Genomic DNA, 24,679 nt, shown 5'->3' on the forward strand with positions numbered 1-24,679 from the left:
ATGAGCACGAAACAGATCCCTGAAACTGTAACGGAACTATTGGTAAGGCTAATGGATATAAAAGATAAAGGCGTTACTTTTATTACTTCCGGAAGCAGGGAGGAATTCCTCTCTTATCATGAACTCTACACTACTGCCATATGCTGGTTATCACATCTGCAGGAGAAAGGTGTGCAACCTGGTGATGAGCTTGTATTACAGGTAGAAGACAATAAAATCTTTCTCGGTATTTTCTGGGCTTGTATTTTAGGAGGCATTATACCCGTGCCTGTTGCGGTTAATTTTCAGGGAGAAAATGCGCAGAAGCTTTTTAAGATCAGGGAGTTCCTGAACAATCCTTATTTGTTTATTGCCCGCAGCCATTTTGATAAACTGACCGCTGAACCGGCAGCTAAGGAAAACAGTGAACGTTTCAGTAAAGTGTTTTTTACAGAGGACCTGCAACTGGCAGCAGGTGAAGGAATATTGTTTCCTGCCACTCCCGATACCATTGCTTTTCTGCAATTTTCGTCCGGCTCCACCGGAGAACCCAAAGGGGTGGTACTTAAACACAGTAATCTCATAGATAATATTTTTTCGGCACTCTCTGCACATGGCGTTACCAATAAAGACAGCCACCTGAGCTGGATGCCGCTTACCCATGATATGGGCTTAATTGGTTTTCACCTGTATCCGTTGGGTGCCGGCGTGAACCATTTCATCATGCCAACAGACCTGTTTATCAGGCATCCACTGTTGTGGTGGCAAAAGGTTTCAGATCATCGTGTTACCATCACCTGTTCTCCCAATTTTGGCTACCGGTATTACCTCAACCAGTTTACACCAGATAAGGTGAAGGATTTTGATCTCTCGCGAGTGCGTGTGGTCTTTAATGGGGCAGAGCCTATATCTGCTGACCTGTGCCGGGAGTTCCTGGCAGCGTTGGCACCATATAAACTGCACCCTGATGCCTTGCACCCGGTGTATGGCATGGCGGAGGCTACGCTGGAAATCACCTTTCCCCGTTTCTCTCCCAGAGTGCAATCAGTAGGTATCCCCAGGAATTACCTGACTATCGGGCGTTGTGTTACGGCAAAGGGAGTAATACAGTCACGACAGACCAAAGGCGTTGTGGAGGTAGTGAATGTAGGTACAGCCATCGATGGTATGGAGATCAGGATCACCAATGAAAAGGGAACAGTCCTGCAGGAAGGATTTGTAGGCGTAATCTGGATCCGTGGTAAAAGTGTAACAGGCCGGTATTACAATAATGAAGCTGCTACGAGTGCCATCATCAGAAAGGATGGCTGGCTCAATACGGGGGATACGGGTTTTATGCTGGACAACTGTTTGTATGTAACAGGTAGAGTAAAAGATATCATTATCGTAAATGGTATGAACATTTACCCACATGATATTGAACAGTCGGTTGAGGTCCTGGATGGCATTGAAACCGGTAAGGTAGTAGCGTGTGGAATTCCGGATGAAGAGAACGGATCTGAATTTATTGTGATGTTTGTGCTGCACAAATCTTCCATTGAGAAGTTTCTGCCACAGGCAAAAATAATCAAACGTTTTGTTGCTTCCAATCTCGGCCTGGAAGTAAAACATATACTACCTGTACGAAAGATACCTAAAACTACCAGTGGAAAAATAAAACGTTACCTTTTTGCAGAAGACTATCGCAAAGGACTATACGAAGATGCCATAGCAGAAATGGCAGCCGCCGAAGCATCGGTGGTAGTGCCGCCAACAGCTGCGTCATTGCCCGCTTCACCGGCGAAGGAAACAATTGTTCCCGCAGACGCGCAGGTGGCAGCAGGCATCCGTATATGGTTGCAGCAATGGTTACAACGCCGGCTGCGGCTTACGTCCGAAGACCTGGCTACCGGCAGTACTTTCCGGGAATATGGACTTACTTCCATGTTGGCCGTTTCGCTGGCAAAGGACCTTGAAACATTTCTCGGTATACCGGTAGATAATACGGTTGTTTTTAACTTCCCTACCATTGAAGCATTGGTGGCTCATTTTTCCGGCAGGGAAGGGGTAACGCCACAGCCTTATACTGCATTTTACAGCGGCCCGCAACAGGGCAGCAAACCAGCAGATAACCGCATAGCTATTGTGGGGATGGGATGCCGGTTCCCGGGCGGAGCAAATAATCCGGAAGCATTCTGGCAGCTGCTGGCAGCTGGTGGTAATGCCATCAGCATTGTACCGGAAGACCGCTGGGATGCTAATGCCTATTATGACGGGGACGAAGATGCACCAGGAAAAATGTATACGCGTCACGGTGGTTTTATTGATCAGCCGGGGGCATTTGATCCGCTATTCTTCGGCATCTCACCGAAGGAAGCATGTGGAATGGATCCGCAGCAGCGTTTGCTGCTGGAAGTATGCTGGGAAGCCCTGGAACATTCGGGTATGCAGCCATCCAGATTAAGAGGCAGCAATACAGGTGTCTTTATTGGTATGGGTTCAGATGATTACCAGTATATAATCAATAAGCAGCTGGACAACACTTACTTTGAAGATGCGCTTACGGGTCTGGGAGTGGAACGGAGCATCGCCGCAGGCAGGATTGCCTACCTGCTGGACTTTCACGGCCCCGTGCTGCAAATGGATACGGCCTGCTCTTCTTCATTGCTGGGTGTGCACCAGGCCTGCACCAGCCTGTTACAGGGAGAATGTTCTATGGCACTGGCAGGTGGTGTAAACCTGATGCTCTCCCCTGATACCACGGTTAAGTTATGCCGGATCAAGGCATTATCACCTGACGGTCTTTGCAAAACATTTGATGATAACGCCAACGGCTATGTGAGAGGAGAAGGAGCAGGTATCATTGTACTGAAAAGACTGGCGGATGCCATCACAGACAACGATAATATTCTGGCTGTGATCAATGGATCTGCGGTAAATCATGATGGCCTGAGTAACGGGCTTACGGCTCCCAATGGACAGGCACAGCAACAGTTAATAAGCAAGGCGCTGCACCAGGCAGGTATTGCGCCAGCCTCTATACAATACGTGGAAACACATGGAACAGGTACACCACTGGGCGATCCGGTGGAGGTACAGGCGCTGCATGCAGTGTATGGAAATGGCAGGGAAGCCTCGCAACCGCTGATGATCGGCGCGGTGAAAACCAACATCGGCCACCTCGAAGCAGCTGCAGGCATCGCCGGCCTCATAAAAACAGTGCTCTGTCTGCAACATAAACAGATCCCTGCGAGTCTGCACTTTAATACGCCCAATCATCTCATCCCCTGGCAGGATATACCCGTACAGGTAGTGAATAGCCTTACTCCCTGGAATACGACAGGTGGCAGCAGGTATGCTGCGGTCAGTTCATTCGGCCTGAGTGGTACCAATGTACACCTGATCCTGGAAGAACAGCCACCGTTTGCTCCCGTAGCCCGGGATACAACAGCGTTGCTGCCATCTTTCCCGGTATTGTTATCAGCCAAAACTTTGCCTGCTCTGAAGGCGGCGGCCATACAATATATTCAGCTGTTCCGCGAAACAAAGGCTTTGCTGCCGGATATAGCGTATAACACCGCTATTTCACGTGATGCGTTACAACATCGTATAGCCTTTGCCGTAAGAACGCCTGACGAAGCGCTGCCCCTGTTGGAAGCCTTCGTAAATGAAGGCGAAAGTGAAGGGCTGGTGCAGGGTAATAACCGGCCGGAGCCAGGGAGGATTGTATGGTTGTTTACAGGAGGCGGCTCCCAGTATTGGGGCATGGGCAGAGAACTATATGAACATAATCCGGTATTCCGCAGCGTGATCGATCATTGCGATGTTTTCCTGGAAAGCAAATGGGGCTTTAGTCTGACCCACCTGTTATACAGGATTGACCAGGAGGAAGGTAACAGGATATTGCTGGAAATGACCTATTTCCAGCCGGCATTATTTGCCGTTTCCTGTGCATTGGCTGCAATGTGGAAATCGTGGGGTATCCTACCGGATATTGTAGCCGGACATAGTGTAGGTGAATATGCTGCGGCCTGTGTGGCCGGTGTATTCAGCCTGGAGGACGGTCTTACACTGGTAACAGAAAGATCCCGTCTCATGCAGGCGGTGGAGGAACCCGGCGCTATGGCCACCGTATTCAGCACACCAGCGGTGGTCGCGGAAGCTATCAGACCATATGGCAATGAGCTTTCTATTGCAGCCATCAATGGACCGCTGCTGACTGTTATCTCAGGCCGAAAAGAGACAGTAAGAACAGCACTCCGTGCATTGGAGCAGGATGGTATCGAGGGCAGGGAGCTGCACATCTCACATGCTTCCCACTCACCACTGATGCAACCGGTATTGCCTGTCTTCAGAAAAACCGCTGCAAACATCACCTATCATAAACCCTTACTACACCTGGTTTCCAACGTTACCGGCCAGGTGATCACAGACGAGATTACTCATGCCGATTACTGGTGTAACCACATCGTAATGCCGGTGCAGTTTTCCGCCACGCTGGAAACGATCCGCGCTATGGAGGGGAGTATTATAATGGAGCTGGGACCACAATCGCACCTCCTGTCGATGGTGCATCTCACCGAAGCATATGATGCACATAGCCTGCTGCCGTCTATGCGTCGTGAACACAGCTCCTGGACCGTTACCCTGCAAAGTCTCATGGCGTTGCATGTAAAGGGAGTACCTGTAAAATGGGAAGCATTTTACGGAGATCATGACTATGCACGTGTGGCATTACCGCTTTATCCGTTCCAGCGTTCGCATTACTGGATAAATGCAGGTGCCCCGTTGCCATTGGTAACTGCTGCATCTCCCGATAGTAAGCCGGCACCGGTGTTCCGTGCAGCAGGTGGTCATGCGGAGATATTGGCATTCCTCAGCAGCGCACTGGCAAAGGCGCTGAAGATGCAACCTGCTGAGATAGACGTGCATACTAACCTGTTATTGCTGGGGGCAGACTCCCTGGTATTAAGCGGCATGTTACGCACCATAGAAAAGCATTACGGCCTTAAGCTCGCCATCAAGGAATTGTTTGGTAAACTATCCACCCTATCACATGTAGCTGAATATATTGGCGCTCATGCAGTCAACCTGCCACCGGCAACGCCTGTATCCATACATGATATTGCTACAGGGAAAATGCCGCTGCAAGAACTCTCCGCTGCAACAGGTGGGGCTGTCGGTGCTGATGAGCTGGATCCTTTTCTCATCATGCAACGGCAGTTTGATATCATGGCGCAACAGTTCCAGTGGTTATCACAACATTACAGGAATGGCAGGGGAGGTACACTACCAGAAACGCCATTGCCGCAAAAACAGGAACCTTTACATCCTGTGCCACCAAAGGATCCGATGTACCGGATACCCACCAACGGCCATACTGCAAATGCTGTCAGGGAAATAATGGCAACAGATACGCTGGCAGAAAAGCTGCCTGTATATAGTAATACACCCCTCACTTTATCTTTCAGTCAGGAACGCCTCTGGCTTATAGACCAGCTGGAAGGCAGTGTGCAGTACAATGAACGCGCCGTTTACCGGCTAAAGGGCGCGCTGGATACCGCCGCTCTTTCTGCGGCCCTGCAGCATATCGTAAACAGACATGAAGTGATCAGGACCGTGATAGAGGAGGTAGACGGAAAGGCATCTCCGCGTTTGCTGAAGAAAGACAGCTGGCAGCTGGATATCATAACCGATTATTCCCTGCTGAGAGATACCGTTGCGTTGGAGACATGCATCTCCGGATTAATTCACCGGCCTTTTGATCTGTCTTCAGAACATCTGCTGCGGGCGCACGTGATACGGCTGTCTGCTACAGAACAAGTATTGGTGTTGATCATGCATCATATTGCCATGGATGGCTGGTCTGTTAATATCCTCTTCAATGAAATGATAGAAGGATATACCGCCTTTACGGAAGGCCGCCGGCCACACCTTGCGCCACTGCCTATGCAATACCGCGACTATGCCCATTGGCAGCGTGAATACCTGGCAGGTCCGCTGCTTGCACAGGAGTTGGACTATTGGAGGAACAGGCTTTCCGGCGCCATGCAGTTAAACCTTCCGGTGGATTTTGCACGTCCCGCTTTCCAGAGTACACGTGGTACCAAACAGCTTTTCCGTATTAATAAAGCACTCACCGGCCAGTTACGTCAGCTATCAGCACAACAGGGTGCTACGTTGTTCATGACACTGGTGGCTGCCTTTAAAGTATTATTATACCGTTATACCGGACAGGAAGATATCAGCGTAGGTACTTCCATTGCCGGCAGAACAAGAGAGGATGTAGAAGGCCTCATAGGGCTCTTTATCAATACCCTGGTATTGCGTAGTAACCTGGGTAGTGATCCGGCTTTTACCACCTTTCTGCAGCAGGTGAAACAAACTACGCTGGATGCGTATGATCACCAGGAAGTGCCATTCGAAAAAGTGGTGGAAGCAGTGGAAAAAGAAAGGGATATCAGCCGTACACCAGTATTCCAGGCAATGTTTGAACTATTCAATACGGCTACACAACCATGCCTGAGCTTTGGTGAGGTAGCCGTGGAAAGACAAAATCCGCCGCACCAGACCACCCTGTTTGATATCAGCTTCTGCTTCCGGGAAGATGAAGAAGGGCTGGATGGTTATGTGGAATATTGCACAGACCTCTTCAACGACGTTACCATTACCAGGATGATCAGCCATTACGAACAGCTGCTCCAGCTGATCACACAGGCGCCCGCTTCCAGGATCACCTCCCTGCGTATGTTACCCGCCGAAGAAGAACAACAATTACTTTCTGCATTTAATAATAACGTGGTCGCCTATCCGCATACCAGTAACCTGGTAGCATTGTTCAGCGGTCATGCTGTCAAAACACCGGATGCCACTGCATTGGTATTTGAAAATACACGTATCACTTATCGCGAACTGGATCAACGTTCCAACCAGCTGGCAGCCTGGCTGCGCAGTAAAGGAGTTACCAGGGATACGCTGGTTCCCTTGTGTATAGAGCGTTCTCCTGCGATGGTGATCGCTGTACTGGGCATTATGAAGGCCGGCGGTGCATACGTGCCGGTAGACCCGACTTACCCGGTAGAAAGGATCACCTACATGCTGCAGGATACCAGCGCTCAAATACTCGTAACCAGTGATGCCTGCCTGCAAAAGACAGGGAAGTTGCCTGGTATGGATATCATCTCATTGGATGGTGACAGCAGTATCATTGCCCGGCAGTCTGTAGCAGCAATACCGCACGAGATATCTCCCGGTGATCTTGCCTACGTGATTTATACTTCCGGTTCCACCGGCCAGCCAAAAGGGGTAATGATAGAGCATACAGGTATGCTCAATCATCTCTATGCTAAAATTAATGACTTACGTATCACAGATACATCTGTGATTGCCTATACAGCAGCGTTTACCTTTGATATTTCTGTATGGCAAATGTTTGCGGCACTTTTATGCGGCGGTACTACCATTATCTATACTGATACGCTGATTTTAAATCCGGCGGCGCTGATGACGGACGTAGACAGGCGCGGAGTGACTATCCTTGAACTGGTACCTTCCTACCTGGGAGTGGTATTACAGGAAAATGTACCGGTGGTGCTGACTTCACTGGAGTTCCTGTTGGTAACAGGAGAAACTGTCAGCAGACACCTGCTGGCACAGTGGTTTAAACGTTACGCTAATATTCCTGTTGTAAATGCTTACGGTCCCACGGAAGCATCTGATGATATCTGTCATTACATCATGCATGAAACGCCGGCACGCAATAGTGTGCCTCTGGGCTCTCCGGTACAGAACCTGCAGTTGTATGTAGTGGACCAGCAGCTGCAATTATGCCCGGTGGGCGTGCCTGGAGAGATCTGTGTTTCCGGTATCGGGGTAGCCAGGGGATACCTTAACCGTGCTGCACTTACCGCAGAGAAATTTATCAGCAATCCATTCCCTGCAGGTGGCCGTCTTTACAAAACCGGTGATCTTGGCCGGTGGCTTCCTGATGGTAACATGGAATACCTGGGACGTATTGACGAACAGGTGAAGATCCGTGGTTACCGTATAGAGTTGGGTGAAATAGAAAGTGCACTGCAGCAGTATGCTGGTGTAAACCAGGCTGTGGTAGCCGTAAAAGCAGACGATCAAGGTAACAAGGTGCTCATTGGCTATATTGTACCGGATGCTGCTTTCAATGAGGCGGGCGCGCTTGTTTACCTGAAAGATATCCTTCCGGAATATATGGTGCCGGCATTGCTGATCACTATCCCGAATATCCCACTGGCAGCCAATGGTAAGATAGACCGGCGTGCCTTGCCAGATCCCGACACATCTGCACTATCCACTACCGAATATGTGGTGCCACGCAATGAAACAGAGTTGGTGCTGGCCGGTATGTGGCAGGAACTGCTGGACATACCACGGGTAGGCATATACGATAATTTCTTCCGTTTGGGAGGGCACTCACTGCTGGGCATGCGTATGATTTCCGGCCTGCGTAAAAAGTTGCAGGTAGAAATTGTACTGAAATCTGTGTTCCAATATCCGACAATTGCGGAACTGGCATTACACCTGCGTGAACAGCAGCGTGGGGAACTGTTGCCAGCAGTAGAAGCGTTGGAAAGACCGGCACGTATACCGTTATCGTATAGCCAGGAACGTTTGTGGTTCATTGATCAGCTGGAAGGCAGTGTGCAATACCATATGCCGGGAGTATTCAAACTTACAGGTGTTCCTGATATCACCTTGCTGGAACGTTGCCTGCAGGCAGTTATCAACCGCCATGAAGTACTGCGTTCTGTAATCCTGCAGGAGCAGGAGCATCCTTACCAGGTAGTGCAGGAAAGGGATGGCTGGAAACTGACGGTGGTGGATGACCATACACTTAAAACAGATCCTGCTGCACTCGAAGCATTTATTACCTCGCTGGTGTTCAAACCCTTTGACCTGGCGAAGGATCATATGATCCGTGCCCAGCTGATCCGGCTGGCAGACAATGAACATATCATTGTGTTCACGATCCACCATATTGTAGGAGACGCCTGGACCCTGCCTATCCTGATCAGGGAAATATCAGACCTCTACACCAGTGATATCGAAGCACGCATTGCGGCCATGCCGCCATTGCCTATTCAGTATGCGGACTACGCTATCTGGCAGCGTACCTACATTGCAGGTGCAGTATTGAACCGTCACCTGTCTTACTGGGAAGAAAAATTATCGGGGCTGGAATCATTGAACCTGCCTACCGACTTTATGCGTCCGGCAATACAAAGTATCCGTGGCGCCAAGAAGACATTCCGCCTGAGCCGCCAGCTGCGCGACCAATGGCAGGTACTGGCAGATCAGCAGCAAACAACATTGTTCATGGCGCTGCTCTCTGCCTTTAAAGTATTACTATACCGTTACAGCAGGCAGGAAGATATTTGTGTAGGTACTTCCGTTGCAGGGAGAACACGGGAGGAGACAGAAGGCCTCATCGGTTTCTTTGTAAATACACTTGCACTGCGAAGTGATCTGGGTAGTGCGCCTTCCTTTATATCGTTGCTCCAGCAGGTAAAACAAACCACGCTGGATGCTTATGAGCACCAGGAAGTTCCGTTTGAAAAAGTAGTGGAAGTGGTAGAGAAGGATAGGGATATGAGCCGCACCTCTATTTTCCAGGTGATGTTTGAACTCTTCAACACCCCGCAGGCGCCGGACCTCAGCCTTGCTAACCTGCATCTCTCCCAGCTTCCGGTAGAACATATTACTACCCTGTTTGACCTTAGCTTTTGTTTTGAAGAAGATGAAAATGGACTGAACGGGTATGTAGAATATTGTGTGGACCTGTTTACAGAAGATACTATTGTGCGGATGATCGCGCATTATGAACACCTGTTATGGTCTATTCTGCAGGCGCCTGCAAAACCACTGAGTGCTTTCTCCATGTTAAGCAGGGAAGAAGAGCAGCAGCTGCTGGTGACCTTCAATGATAACGCCGTTGATTATCCAAGGGATAAAACATTGCTCAGCCTGTTCCACGAGCAGGCGTTGCGTACACCGGATGCGACAGCCATCTTGTTTGGGAACACCCGTGTTTCTTATCGGGAACTCGATGAGCGATCTAGCCAGCTGGCACACTACTTTTATAGCAAAGGTATCCGTGATGAAGCGCTCGTACCTGTTTGTATAGAACGGTCGCCGGAGATGCTCGTTGCCATTTTAGCAGTGATGAAAGCTGGTGGTGCGTATGTACCGGTAGATCCGGCCTACCCGGCAGAAAGGATTGCCTATATGCTGGAAGACTGTAGTGCAAAGGTGCTGGTAACGAGTACGTATACACGTGAACGGTTACAACTGCCCGAACAGGTAGAGGTGCTGGAAACCAATGGTGCCGATGTACTGGGAGCAGCGCTGCCAGCTACACCGCCGGAGGTGGCTGTTACACCAGCCAGCCTGGCCTATCTCATTTATACTTCCGGTTCTACCGGCAGACCCAAAGGGGTGATGATTGAACATGGCGGTATGCTTAATCACCTGTATGCAAAGATCAATGACCTTAAAATGGACGCTTCTACCGTGCTTGCCTATACGGCGTCCTATACTTTCGATATTTCTGTATGGCAGATGTTCGCAGCATTAATACATGGCGGGCATTGTGTTATTTACGGGGAAGACCTCATCCTTGATCCATCTAACCTGATACGTGCGGTAGACAGGGATCGGGTGACCATACTGGAGCTTGTACCTTCTTATCTCTTCACCGTATTACAGGAAGAAACAGGGGTATCGCTTAGCCACCTGCAATACTTGCTGGTAACGGGTGAGGTGATCCATCAGCATGTGCTGGCGCAATGGTTCCGCCATCCGTTATTTGGTCGTATTCCGGTAGTTAACGCCTATGGCCCTACGGAGGCTTCCGATGATATCTGCCATTACCTGATGAATGAAACGCCGGCGCGTATCAATGTACCGCTTGGTAAACCGGTACAGAACCTGCACATCTATATCCTGGATCATTCGTTGCAACTGTGCCCGGTAGGCGTTGTGGGTGAAATATGTGTATCAGGGATAGGTGTAGGCCGTGGTTATCTCGGGCAGCCTGCTTTGACAGCAGAGCGTTTTATCAAAGATCCTTTCAGCACAGATCCTACTGCACGTATTTATCGCACGGGCGATCTGGGCCGCTGGCTGCCTGATGGTAATATTGAATGCCTCGGCAGGATAGACGACCAGGTCAAGGTGCGTGGTTACAGGATTGAACTGGGTGAAATAGAAAATGTACTACAGCAGAGCGAACTGGTAAACCTGGCGGTAGTACTGGTGAAAACAGATGGTAACTCCAAGAGTCTTGCCAGCTATTATGTGCCGGATCAACAGGCGCTGAGACGAACAGAACAAACCCTTTACCTGAAACAGGCAGAGGACTGGCATGAGCTGTGGGAAGCAGAATATAATACTACACAGGAAGAAGGGATATCACCGGATGAGTTTAACCTCACCGGATGGAATGATACCTTCACCGGTAAAGCTATCCCGGAAGAAGATATGCAGAAGTGGCTGGATGATATTGTGCGGGTGATCTTATCTGAAAAACCAAAACAGGTACTGGAGATAGGCTGTGGTGCCGGGTTGATCTATTATCAGCTGGCGCCGCATATCAGCAAATATACCGGTGCGGATTTTTCCAGCGTATCCGTGGGACAGATCCGCAGCAGGATCAGCAGGGGAGAAAGGGAGTTCCCGGAAACCGTGCTGAAAGTAGCTGCCGCGCATGAAGTAAAACTGGACGAAGGTGAATGGGTAGACCTTGTGGTGATCAACTCCGTGGTACAATATTTCCCGGGCGAACAATACCTGAGTGGAGTGCTGGCTAACAGCATCGGCTATATGAAAAATGGTGGACGTATCGTGATAGGGGATGTGAGAGACCATCGTTTGCTGAAAGCACTGAAAAGCCGGTTGTCCTTGGGTAAGTTCCAGGAGAGGGCCGGCAAGCGGGAGTTTGCATGGGGAGTAGATATGGAAATGCTGAAGGAAGAAGAACTATGTTTCTCACCGGAATATTTTTATAACCTGAAAGATATTTATCCGCAGATCACACATGTGGATATTCAACTCAAACAGGGTGGTTACATTAATGAACTAACGCTGTACCGTTATACCGTAGTGATCTATGTAGGTATTGAAAAGCCAGTGGCTACACCACCATGGCAATCATGGGATACTTTAACAGATCTGCAGCCGGTAATAGCACAACTGCGTGCACGCGTTCCTGTTATAGCATTGAAGGATATGCCTAACCCACGCCTGTGGAAGGAAATTCAGCTGGAACGTGGCCTGAAGGAGCCGGCCGTGATCACCGTACGTGATCTTGCCGGTTATATTGAACATCCCGACACCCAGGCAGTGGCTATCAATGAACTGCTGCAGGTAGCTGAAGACAACGGATACCATTTCCGTTACCAGCTCGATGAAAATCCATTTAAGATAAACCTGCTGCTAGAGCAGGTGCCGCAGGATGCTTTTGTTACCGGGGTATATGCAGATGGAGATCATGCACCATTTGCACCTACCACCAACATCCCTTTGTATGGCGATGTGTGTGAACAGCTGGAACAGGAGATCCGCAGCAGCCTGTTGAAAAGGCTGCCGGAATATATGGTGCCATCTATATTTGTGCCGCTCCAATATCTCCCTTTAACGGCCAACGGCAAAATAGACCGTAAGTTCCTTAGTCACCGCGAAGATCTGCATCGCAAAAGTATGATCAATTACCAGGCACCGGTAACGGACCTGGAGGTACAGCTGGCCGCCATCTGGCAGGTGCTGCTGGGAGCAGATCGTATAGGCGTGCACGATAACTTCTTTGAATCCGGCGGCCACTCCTTGCTGGCTACCCGGGTGGTATCTGCTATCCGTAAGGATATGCAGGTGGAACTGACCGTGAAGGATTTCTTCCTCTATCCAACTATTGCACGGCTGGCGGTGTATATCCGCGAGAAAGCCAGCGGACCGGTATTGCCACCGATAAAAACAGGACTAAGAACCAGCGAAATACCTTTATCTTTTGGACAGGAGCGCCTTTGGTTTATTGACAGCCTGGAAGGCAGTGCGCACTATCACCTGCCTGCTGTATTCCGTCTGAAAGGAAACCTGAACTTAACCGCTTTGTCTGATGCACTCCGCGCAATTGTAAACAGGCATGAAGCACTCCGTACCGTGATCCTGCAAACAGCCACCAACGCCTGCCAGCAGATAATGCCGACAGATGGCTGGCAGCTGCAGATCATGGATGAGCCACTGCTCAGGGAAGATGCGGCTGCACTGCAAACCACCATCACATCACTCATTGCCGCACCATTCAATCTCTCGGCAGATTATATGATACGTGCTACCGTTATTACACAGGCTGACGGTGAATACCTGTTAGTAGTAGTGATGCACCACATCGCCTCCGATGGCTGGACAGTAGGGATCATTGTCCGGGAACTGGAAGAATTGTATGCAGCGTATAGTAGTAACCGTGAGCCGCAACTCAGCACATTACCGGTACAGTATGCAGACTATGCTATCTGGCAGCGTAAACATCTGTCCGGAGAAATATTTACCCGGCAGCTGCAATACTGGAAAGATAAACTCGATGGGGTAACTGCCCTTAACATACCAACAGATTTTGCACGTCCGAATATCCAGAGCATTCGTGGTGCTACTAAGTACTTCAGGCTGGAACCTGCACTCATAGCGCCGTTGCAGGCATTGTCGCTGGAACAGGGTACCACGCTGTTTATGACGCTGCTCACCGCACTTAAAGTATTGCTGTACCGCTACAGCGGTCAGGATGACATTTGCGTCGGTACACCTATCGCAGGTAGAACACAACAGGAAACAGAAGGACTGGCAGGCTTCTTTGTAAATACATTGGCGCTGCGCAGTGACCTCAGTAATAACCCGCCGTTTACTACCTTCCTGCAGCAAGTGAAACAAACCATGTTGGGCGCCTACGACAACCAGGATATTCCATTTGAAAGAGTAGTAGAAGTAGTAGGAAGGGAAAGGGATATGAGCAGAAGCCCGTTGTTCCAGGTGGTATTTGCCTACCAGAATACCCCTGATGCCGGAGATATGAGCCTGGGTGATGTAACAGTCATCCCACAGCAGGTAGAAAATACTACTGCCAAATTTGACCTCACTTTTATCCTGCAGGAAAATGCAGATGGCATTGTTGCCGACCTGGAATATTGTGTAGACCTGTTCGAAGCAGCTACCATAGAAAGGTTGATCAGTCATTTCCGCCAGTTGCTGCTGTCTGTAGTCCATACCCCAACAGCACAGATAGGTGCCCTGCGCATACTGCCAGTCGCTGAAGAGCAACAACTGCTGGTGAATTTCAACAGCAGCATCACCGGCTATCCGCGTGATAAAAATATCATAGACCTGTTCACCAGGCAGGTAGTACAAACACCGGATGCAATTGCCCTGGTATTTGAAGATGCTTCACTTACTTACCGTGAGCTGGACGAACGTTCTTCTCAACTGGCACACTACCTGGTCAGTAAAGGTGTACAGGCAGAAACGTTGGTGCCCATATGTATAGAAAGGTCGCTGGAAATGATCACCGGTATCATTGGTATTCTGAAGGCAGGTGGTGTATATGTACCCATGGACCCGGATTACCCGGCAGAACGTATTGACTACATGCTGGAAGATACCCGGGCTGCTATCATTGTAACCAGTAATGCCAGTGCAAACCGATTCACCACCACCCTGGATATTATCCGCCTGGATGGCGATGCTGATATCATTGGCAGTTATCCATCCACGACGCCTGTTATTGCAGTGCGTCCGGAACAACTGGCCTATGTGATTTATACCTCCGGTTCTACCGGCAAGCCCAAAGGGGTAATGATCGAACACCGGAATGTAGTACGCCTGTTTGAAACAGATATTCCGTTGTATGACTTTAACGCTGCAGATGTCTGGACGATGTTCCATTCGTTCTGTTTCGACTTCTCTGTATGGGAAATGTATGGTGCTTTATTTTACGGTGGCCGTGTTGTCATTGTACCCAAACATATTGCACAGGATACTGTCGCCTTTGGTGAGCTGGTCCTGGCGCAGGGCGTAACAATACTAAACCAGACGCCTTCCGCATTTTATGTATTACAGGATCACCTTACTGCCCGCAGTGCTACAGTGCCGATACGGTATGTGATCTTCGGTGGGGAAGCGCTGAACCCTGCACGCGTGAAGCCCTGGCTGCAGCAATACAATAACAGCCGTTTGATCAACATGTATGGTATCACTGAAACCACTGTGCACGTTACTTACCAGGAACTCACATTGGGTATGGTAAGCAGCAGCAGTGTGATCGGTAAGGCGATTCCTACGTTGAGTCTGTATGTGCTGGATCCTTACCAGCAGCCGGTACCAGTAGGTATTGCCGGTGAAATGTATGTAGGGGGAGATGGTTTGGCAAGAGGTTATTTAAACCGTCCTGAATTGACGGCTGCACGTTTCATCAAGGATCCTTTCAGCAAACATGCGGACGACCGGCTTTACCGTACAGGTGATCTCGGCAGATGGCTTCCGGATGGTACACTCGAATACCTGGGCCGCATAGATGACCAGGTGAAGATCCGCGGTTTCCGTATTGAGCTGGGTGAAATAGAAAATACACTACAGGAATCCGGCCTGGTAAGCCAGGCGATAGTACTGGTAAAGGGTGAAGGCGATAAGAAGCGGCTCATCGGTTATGTAGTGCCGCAGGATGAATTTGACAAGGAGGGCATTACCGCATGGCTGCGATCCAAACTGCCGGATTATATGGTGCCTGCCTTACTGGTGCCGCTGGAAAAGCTACCGCTTACCTCCAATGGGAAAACGGATAAAAAGGCATTGCCGGATCCTGATGCCGCTGAACTGCTTTCCAATACCTATGTGGCCCCGCGCAATGAAACAGAAGAAGCGCTGGCAAACATCTGGAAGGAACTGCTGGGAGTTGAGCGTGTAGGCATTCACGATAGTTTCTTTGAACTGGGAGGCGATTCTATCATCACCATACAGGCCGTAAGTCGCGCCAAACGCGCCGGTTACGAATTGCATCCGCGCGACCTGTTTATTCATCAAACAATTGCTGCGCTGTCACCACTGTTGTTGTCTGCCAAAGCTCAGACAGCTACCGGCGAGCAGGGATTGTTGAGCGGTAGCAGTGGTTTGCTGCCGGTACAACAATGGTATTTTGATACCGTTGGAACCAGCACATCGCATTATAATCAACATACGCTCTTAAACATATCCAAAGAAGTTTCCGCTTCCACATTATCAGCGATCATAGAACAGATAACCACTTACCACGATGCTCTGCGCTTTACCTACACCCATAACGGGGATGGATGGCAACAGGAATATGGCAGTGTGCAGGGGACCCTGGAAACGGTGGACCTGCAGCAGGTAGCCCCCAATCAGCTGGATAACCAGCTGGTACAATACGCAGATCATTATCATAAAAGCCATGACCTGCAACGCGGTGAACTGTTCCGCGCGGTATTGTTCCTCACGCCGGCTGCCGAAAAAGACAACCGGCTCCTGGTAACCATACACCATCTTGCAGTAGATGGAGTTTCCTGGCGTATCCTGCTGGAAGACCTGGAACAATTGCTCAGTAGTAAAACTACGTTGTTAAGTGCGCCTAAGGGCAGCTCTTACCGGCAGTGGTATGAAACACTGGTAGAATACAGTCAACGCCGCCAGGTAAAAGCACAGGAGGAATACTGGCACCAGGTAACCAATCATGAATTACCGTTACGTGTGGTAACGACGTATCCCGATGGACTAACGAAATCGGATATACGAAGTTTTGAAAACCGGTTAGATACCGTATCTACGCGGCAGCTGCTTCAGGATGCATCACGTGCCTATCATACAGAAATCAATGATCTTCTGCTGGCAGCGCTGGCACTTACCTTATCGGCATGGAATGATACTGCTAAAGTATTGATCGGCCTGGAAGGCCACGGTCGTGAAGATATAGCACCTGGCATAGATCTCAGTCGCACGGTAGGCTGGTTTACCAGTATATACCCCGTATTGCTGGAAGTAAAGGATTCGCGTGATACCGGTCATGTGCTGAAAGCGGTGAAGGAACAATTGCGGCAGGTTCCCGGTAAAGGACTGGGTTATGGAGTGCTGAAATATATAGCAGCAGCACCATCCCTGCAAGGCAAAGATCCATGGGAAATTCTCTTCAACTATCTTGGGCAAACTGATAATGCAGTTGCCGGTAAATATGTGAGCCTGGCTACGGGACCCTCCGGTGAAGATACCGGAGCGGCATGCCGGGTCAATGAGAAACTGGCAGTGAACAGCATCATCCGTGACGGGCAGCTGATCCTCCAATGGGATTACAGCACCAGGCACTTTGATGAAGCAACGATCAATAAACTTGCCGGTGATTACCTGCTACACCTGCAACAGTTGATCAGCCATTGTCTGGAGACCGCACCGGTGTTCACGCCATCTGATTATGGTTTGGGAGATGTGGTTACTATCGGGCAACTGGATGAATTCCTGGATGAATATTATAATGGTGCGCCAAGACGTGGCCAGGTAGCAGGCCTTTATCCGCTGAGTGGTTTGCAGGAAGGTATGTTGTTCCATGGTATGTATGATCATAACGGTGGCGCCTATATTGAGCAGTTCTCCTGTGAATTGACAGGCTTGAAGGAAGAAGCTTTCCTGCAAAGCTGGGCACATCTGATCAGCACCCACAGCATATTACGCAGCGCCTTTTATACCGGTCCTTTCACGGTGCCGGTGCAATGTGTATATCACAAAGTACAACTGCCGGTCACAATACATGATTACAGGCATTATACTCCGGAAGAACAAACGCAGGCAATTCAGGAACTGGATGCCGCAGACCGCAGCCAGGGATTTGACTTTTCCACAGCACCACTCATGCGAATGGTACTGATCCGTTTGGATGAAACACGTTACCGCCTGCTTTGGACCTTCCATCATATTTTAATAGACGGATGGTCATTGCCGCTGCTGATGGAGTCACTGTTAAACACCTACGAATTGCTGGCAGCAGGAAAAGCGCTGCCACCAGTGAAGGAAGACCGCTATGGAGATTATATCAGTTATCTGCAGCATCGTGACAGGGAAACGGAAGAAAACTACTGGCGCAATTATCTGCATACGGTAGAAGAACCCACCCTGCTGCCTTTCATCAGTGCAGTGACAGACAGGACCAGGGCAGGTGGCGCCGTAGCGGCGGAAAAATTGCTGCTGGACACCGCCACTACACAGCTTATTACACAATTTGTACAGCAGTCCAGGATCACCATCAATACCCTGATGCAGGGCGTGTGGGCGTTCCTGTTACATTATTATACCGGGCGTGAGCAGGTAGTATTTGGTACTACCGTATCCGGCAGGCCGGAAGATCTGGCAGGTGTGGAAGAAAGGGTTGGAATGTACATCAATACGATCCCGCTGATCACTACCATCACCAAGGAACAGGCAGTAACAGAGTGGCTGCAATCATTGCAGGCAACGCAACTGCAGAGCCGCGAACACCAGCATACACCGTTGCATGAAATACAGCGATGGATAGGGGTGCGGGGTGATCTGTTCGACAGCCTGCTGGTATTTGAAAATTTCCCGGTTAGTAAGGTGCTGGCAGCGCAGTCATGGCAACTGCAGGTAGAAAATTCCGTTGTACGTGAGCAAACGAACTATCCACTAGATATAGTGATTGTAGCGGCAGCGGAAATAGATATACAATTCAGCTATAATACACGGTTGCTGGAACAGGTATATGTGCAGTCCATTGCGGCGCATTTTAAACAGGTATTACTGCAAATTGTCAGCAAAGCGGCGCAGCATATTAACGATGTTGAAATGCTGGCTACGGGAGAATACCAGCAGTTGCTGGAAATATTTAACGACACAACACATGATTACCCACAGGATAAAACGGTAATAGATCTGCTTTTGGCACAGGCTGCACTTACGCCTGATGCTATAGCGGTCGTGCACGATGGCAGGGAGCTAACCTTCCGTGAACTGGATGAACGTTCCAACCAGCTGGCGCATTACCTCATCAGCCGTGGCGTAGAAAGCGAAACGTTGGTACCGTTATGTATAGAACGGTCACCGGAAATGCTCATCGGCATGCTGGGTATACTGAAGGCGGGTGGCGCCTATGTGCCCATTGATCCGGAATATCCGCTGGAACGTATCAGCTATATGATACAGGACACAGCGGCAACGGTGATTATCAGCAGCAGTGCCTCCAGGAAAAGAGTATTGCAGGATGCAGGTCAGGCGCTTGTTATATCACTGGATGAAGCCAGTGGAATAATAGACAATTATGCCACTACACGGGTAGCTGTGTCAACAACTCCGGACCAGCTGGCATATGTAATCTATACTTCCGGATCTACCGGTAAACCCAAAGGGGTGATGATAGAACATGGAAATCTGTTTGCCTTTATATGCTGGTGCCGGCGCGAGTTTGAAGCAGACAAGTTTGATACGGTGTATGCAACAACTTCCATGTGTTTTGACCTTTCGATTTTTGAATTGTTTTATCCACTTACAATTGGTAAACGGATAAGGATAGTGCAGAACGGGCTGGCGATTGAAAAGTACCTGGCAGATGATACTGCTGTACTGGTGAATACCGTACCAAGTGTAATCCAGGCATTATTAAACAGCCACGCAGATCTGTCACCGGTTACGGTGCTGAACATGGCCGGTGAGCCGATTCCGGCAGAAGTACAGCGCAGTAGGGTACTGGAGCAGATGATAGTACGGAACCTGTACGGCCCTACAGAAGATACAACTTACAGTACCGTGTGCAGGTTAACACCAGGACAGGCATCTGCATCTATTGGTCGTCCGGTGGATAATTCACATGTCTATATCCTGGGTCCGGGCAATAAATTAATGCCGGCAGGTATTGCTGGTGAGATCTGTATTGGTGGCGCAGGTGTAACGCGTGGTTACCTTAACCGTCCTGATCTGACGGCGGAGAAATTTGTGGCAGATCCTTTCCATACACAGCCTGGCAGCAGGATGTACAGAACAGGAGATCTGGGCAGATGGTTGCCGGATGGTACTATTGAATACCTGGGTAGAATCGATACACAGGTGAAGATCCGCGGTTACCGTATAGAACTGGGAGAAATAGAAAATGTATTGCAGGATTGTGAACTGGTAGATAAGGCTGTGGTAACAGCTGTAGTGGAGAAGAACAGTCCTCACCAGCACAGGCGGCTCGTAGCCTATATCGTACCAGCTGGTGTTTTCAATAAGGAAGGTATCCTTGCTTATGTGCAGCAAAAGCTGCCCGATTACATGGTGCCTGTCGTAATGGTGCCGCTGGAAGTTTTGCCGATGACTGCCAATGGCAAGATCGATAGGAAAGCATTGCCGGACCCGGATTTGGGTGCCGTACGTGCAGATGCCTATGTAGCTCCCGGAAGTGAAACAGAACAGGTACTCGCTGGCATCTGGCAGGAATTGCTGGGTATCTCACGGGTAGGTATACACGATAATTTCTTTGAATTGGGAGGCGACTCCATCGTTACTATACAGGTGGTGAGCCGTGTAAGACGTGCAGGATATGAACTGCAACCGCGCGATATTTTTATGCACCAGACGATCAGCCGCCTGGCCGCATTGATAGCAGGAGAACGCAGCACACTGGCCACCGGGGAACAGGGTATCCTGACAGGCAGCAGCGGATTGTTACCGATTCAGCAGCGGTACTTTGATATGACTGGTCTTACAGATGCACGCTTTAACCAGCGTATGCTGCTATCGGTAGATAAGCAGTTGTCTGCTGATGCCATTCTTGCCGCTATCCGCACCTTACTGCAATATCATGATGCCTTGCGGTTTGTATACACCTATGGTGAACACGGCTGGCAACAGCAGTTTGGCACGCAGGAAGGCGCATTAACCGTGGTGGATTTACAGCAGCAGGCAACACCTTCATGGACCATCGACCTGGAAACATACGGTAACAGCAGTCATGAACACCTGGATATTGAACAAGGCATTTTGCTGCATGTAGCGCTTTTCCTGACACCAGGTGATGTAGTTGATAACAGGCTGCTCATCGTCATTCATCACCTCGCCGTAGATGGTGTTTCATGGAGAATATTACTGGACGACCTGGATGTATTATTGAAAAAAGGACCTGCTGCCACTTCCGGCGTGCTGGGTCTGAAAGGCAGCTCCTACCGCCAGTGGTATACCGCATTGGGAGATTATGGGCACCGTCGCCGGTTGCTCAGTCAGGAAACCTACTGGAAAAAAGTAGCAGCAGGTTATATACCGCTGCGTACGGAAAAACAATACGAAGGAAAAGTGACGGTATCGGATACCGGTTACTGCGAAGTAAAATTGGATACGCTGCAAACACAACGGCTGTTACAGGAAGTTCCGCGTGCCTATCATACAGAAATCAACGATGTCCTTTTAAGTGCCCTGGCACTTACGCTGTCGGCATGGAATGATGCCGCAACCGTAGTGATAGGATTGGAAGGGCATGGTCGTGAAGACGTTGCTGCTGGTATAGATACCAGTCATACGGTAGGCTGGTTCACCACCCTGTATCCTGTATTGCTGGAAGTGCCGGCAGAGAGGGAAACAGGCGCCGTATTGAAAGCGGTGAAGGAACAGCTGCGGCAGGTGCCTGATAAGGGAATTGGTTACGGTATACTGAAATACATTGGCAAGGCTCCTTATCTGCAGGGCAGGGAACCCTGGAATGTAGTGTTCAACTATCTCGGCCAGGCAGATAATGTCGTGAAGGAACAAGGGTATTTAAAAATGGCAACAGAGCCTTCGGGTTCCGGTATTGCTGCAGATTTTATATTGACAGATAAACTGACCGTTGACAGTATCATCCAGGGAGGTGAGCTGGTGATCCAGTGGCGTTACAGCAACCTGCATTTTGATGAGGCGATTATTGAGCAGTTGTCAGCAGATTATGTAGCGCACCTGCACACATTGATCAGTCACTGCCTGAGTCTGGGAACTCCGGTATTTACGCCATCGGACTATGGATTGGGTGCAGTAGCCACCAGCCAGGAACTGGATGCATTCCTCGATACAGACTTCAACGGCGCACCACGCCGCGGACAGGTAGAGAGCATGTATCGCCTGAGCGGATTACAGGAAGGGATGTTGTTCCACAGCCTGTATGATGAAGCCGGAAGTACCTATATAGAACAGTTCAGTTGTGAGCTGAAAGAGTTACATACAGCCGCATTCAGAGAAAGTTGGGAGCAGGTGATACACCAGCATACCATCCTGCGCAGCGCTTTCTATTATGATGCTTTCTCTGTACCGGTACAATGCGTATACCGCGATATTATACTGCCATTTGAAATACTGGATTATCGCCATCTGGCGCCTGATGCGCAGGCTGCAGCCGTAGAGGAATTTGCATTACGGGATAACCGCCAGGCTTTTGACTTTGGTGCAGCTCCACTGATGCGCTTTACACTGCTACGTTTGCAGGACGATGTGTATCGGTTGTTCTGGACATCGCATCATATTCTGCTTGATGGTTGGTCTATGCCGGTATTGATGGAGGAACTGCTGACGGCCTATGAGCTGCTGACAGCTGGTGATCCGGTACCTGCGGCCGCAGTGGACGATTATGAAGCATATATCCGTTACCTGGACCAGCGCGACCTGGAACAGGAAGAACAATACTGGCGCAGTGCGCTCGAAGGCGTGGAGGAAGGTTGTCTGCTGCCGTTTATAGATGCTACTGCCACCCGTACAAAAGGAGCAGGTACCTACATGGAAATGCAGCATGTGCTGGACGCCGGAGTTACTGCGCGCCTGGCCGCCTATGCGCAGCAACATCATATTACCCCAAGCACATTAATGGAAGGCGTATGGGCGTACCTGTTATACCGCTATACCGGCAGACAGGATGTTATTTACGGTGTTACGGTATCCGGTCGTCCGGAAGATCTGCCGGGCGTGGAATCAAGGGTAGGATTGTATATTAATACACTGCCGCTGCACACCCGCCTGGAAACAGGATTGCACATTACAGAATGGCTGGAGGCAATACAACAAAGCCAGCTGCAGAGCAGAGAATACCAATACGCGCGGCTGAGTGATATCCAGCAGTGGTCTGGTATTGCCGGCGACCTGTTCGACAGCTCTATCACTTTCCAGAACTTCCCGGTAAGTGAGGTACTATCCTCCCGAACCTGGCAGTTGCAGGTAGGGGATGTGCAGGTACACCCGCATACCAATTATCCGCTTACTATCATCATCAGTATCGGTAAAGAAACCAACCTGCTCTTTACCTACAATAGTAACCTGCTGCCGGCATTGCATATCGGAAAAATCATGCGGCATTTTGAACAGGTGCTACTGCAGGTATTGGATCACGAACATGTTACTATTGGTGAGCTGGACCTGCTCACCGGTGCAGAGCGTAAGGAATTATTGCTCGCAGCCAATAAGGGTCGGGTGGATTATCCGGAAGAAAAGACTTTTGTGGACCTGTTCCAGGCACAGGCAGCTGCTACGCCGCAGGCTACCGCATTGGTATTTGAAAATAACACACTCACCTACGATGCACTAAACGAACGTACCAATCAGCTGGCACACTATCTCCGTAAAAAGGGAGTAAAAGCAGGTACACTGGTACCGTTGTGTATAGAACGTTCCCTTGACATGATTGTGGGGATGCTGGGAATCCTGAAGGCCGGTGGCGCCTACGTGCCATTGGAACCCGATTTTCCGGCAGAAAGAATTAAATACATGCTGGAAGATACCGGCGCAACAATAGTGGTGAGCAGTCAGACTGCCAGCGGCGTATTACCCGCCGACAGTGGCCTGCATATCGTCCTGCTGGATGATGATCTGGACCGCATCAGTGCTTACCCGGTAACGGTGCCGGATACACTGCCATCGCCCGGGCAGCTGCTATACGTTATTTATACGTCCGGTAGTACCGGTACGCCTAAAGGAGTGATGATCACTCACCGTAACCTGGCGGATTACCTGGCAGGTCTGCAGGCACACCTGCCGGTGGCGGAATGCCGTTCCTTCGGTTTGTTGTCCAGCATCGCTACGGATCTTGGTAACACCGTACTGCTCACGGCGCTGGTGCATGGTGCAGCCCTGCACCTGTTTGCAAAGACTACTATCAACGATGCGGAAAGTATCCGCCGTTATTTCAGGGAACATCCCATTGATGTGATCAAAATTGTGCCGTCGCACTGGAAAGCGCTGTCTGATACAGATCACCTGTTGCTGCCGCAAAAGCTGCTCATCTTCGGAGGGGAAGCATTAGGCGCAGGGGTAGTAGACAGTATCCGTGCAGCTGCCACTTCCTGTACGATAGTGAATCACTATGGCCCAACGGAAACGACTATAGGAAAACTGCTGCATGTAGTACAGCCGGGCACTATCTACAACCAGGTAGTACCGGTAGGCCAGCCCTTCTCCAATACCCGCATTTATATTGTTGACAATGAAGGAAAACTCTGCCCTGCAGGTGTTCCGGGAGAGCTTTACATTGGTGGTGATGGTGTGGCCGCAGGTTATCTGCATAATGAAACATTAACGGCCAGCCGTTTTATCGCTGATCCGTTTGCACCGGACAGTGAAGAAAAAGTATACCGCACCGGAGATAAAGTAAAATATCTGCCGGATGGAAATATCGTTTTCCTCGGAAGAGTAGACGACCAGGTGAAGATCCGTG

General features: G+C 49.8%; 1 protein-coding gene (running past one end of the window). It reads left to right on the plus strand.

The genetic code is table 11. The features are described 5' to 3' along the window. Positions 1-24,679 carry the 5' portion of a non-ribosomal peptide synthase/polyketide synthase gene (locus AB4Z08_RS22245; protein ID WP_441575984.1) on the plus strand. 3,743 nt of this gene lie beyond the right edge of the window, so only the first 24,679 of its 28,422 coding nucleotides appear in the window; it begins with the start codon at positions 1-3; its stop codon lies beyond the right edge, outside the window.

Source organism: Chitinophaga sp. RAB17 (assembly GCF_052114225.1).
Taxonomy (GTDB): domain Bacteria; phylum Bacteroidota; class Bacteroidia; order Chitinophagales; family Chitinophagaceae; genus Chitinophaga.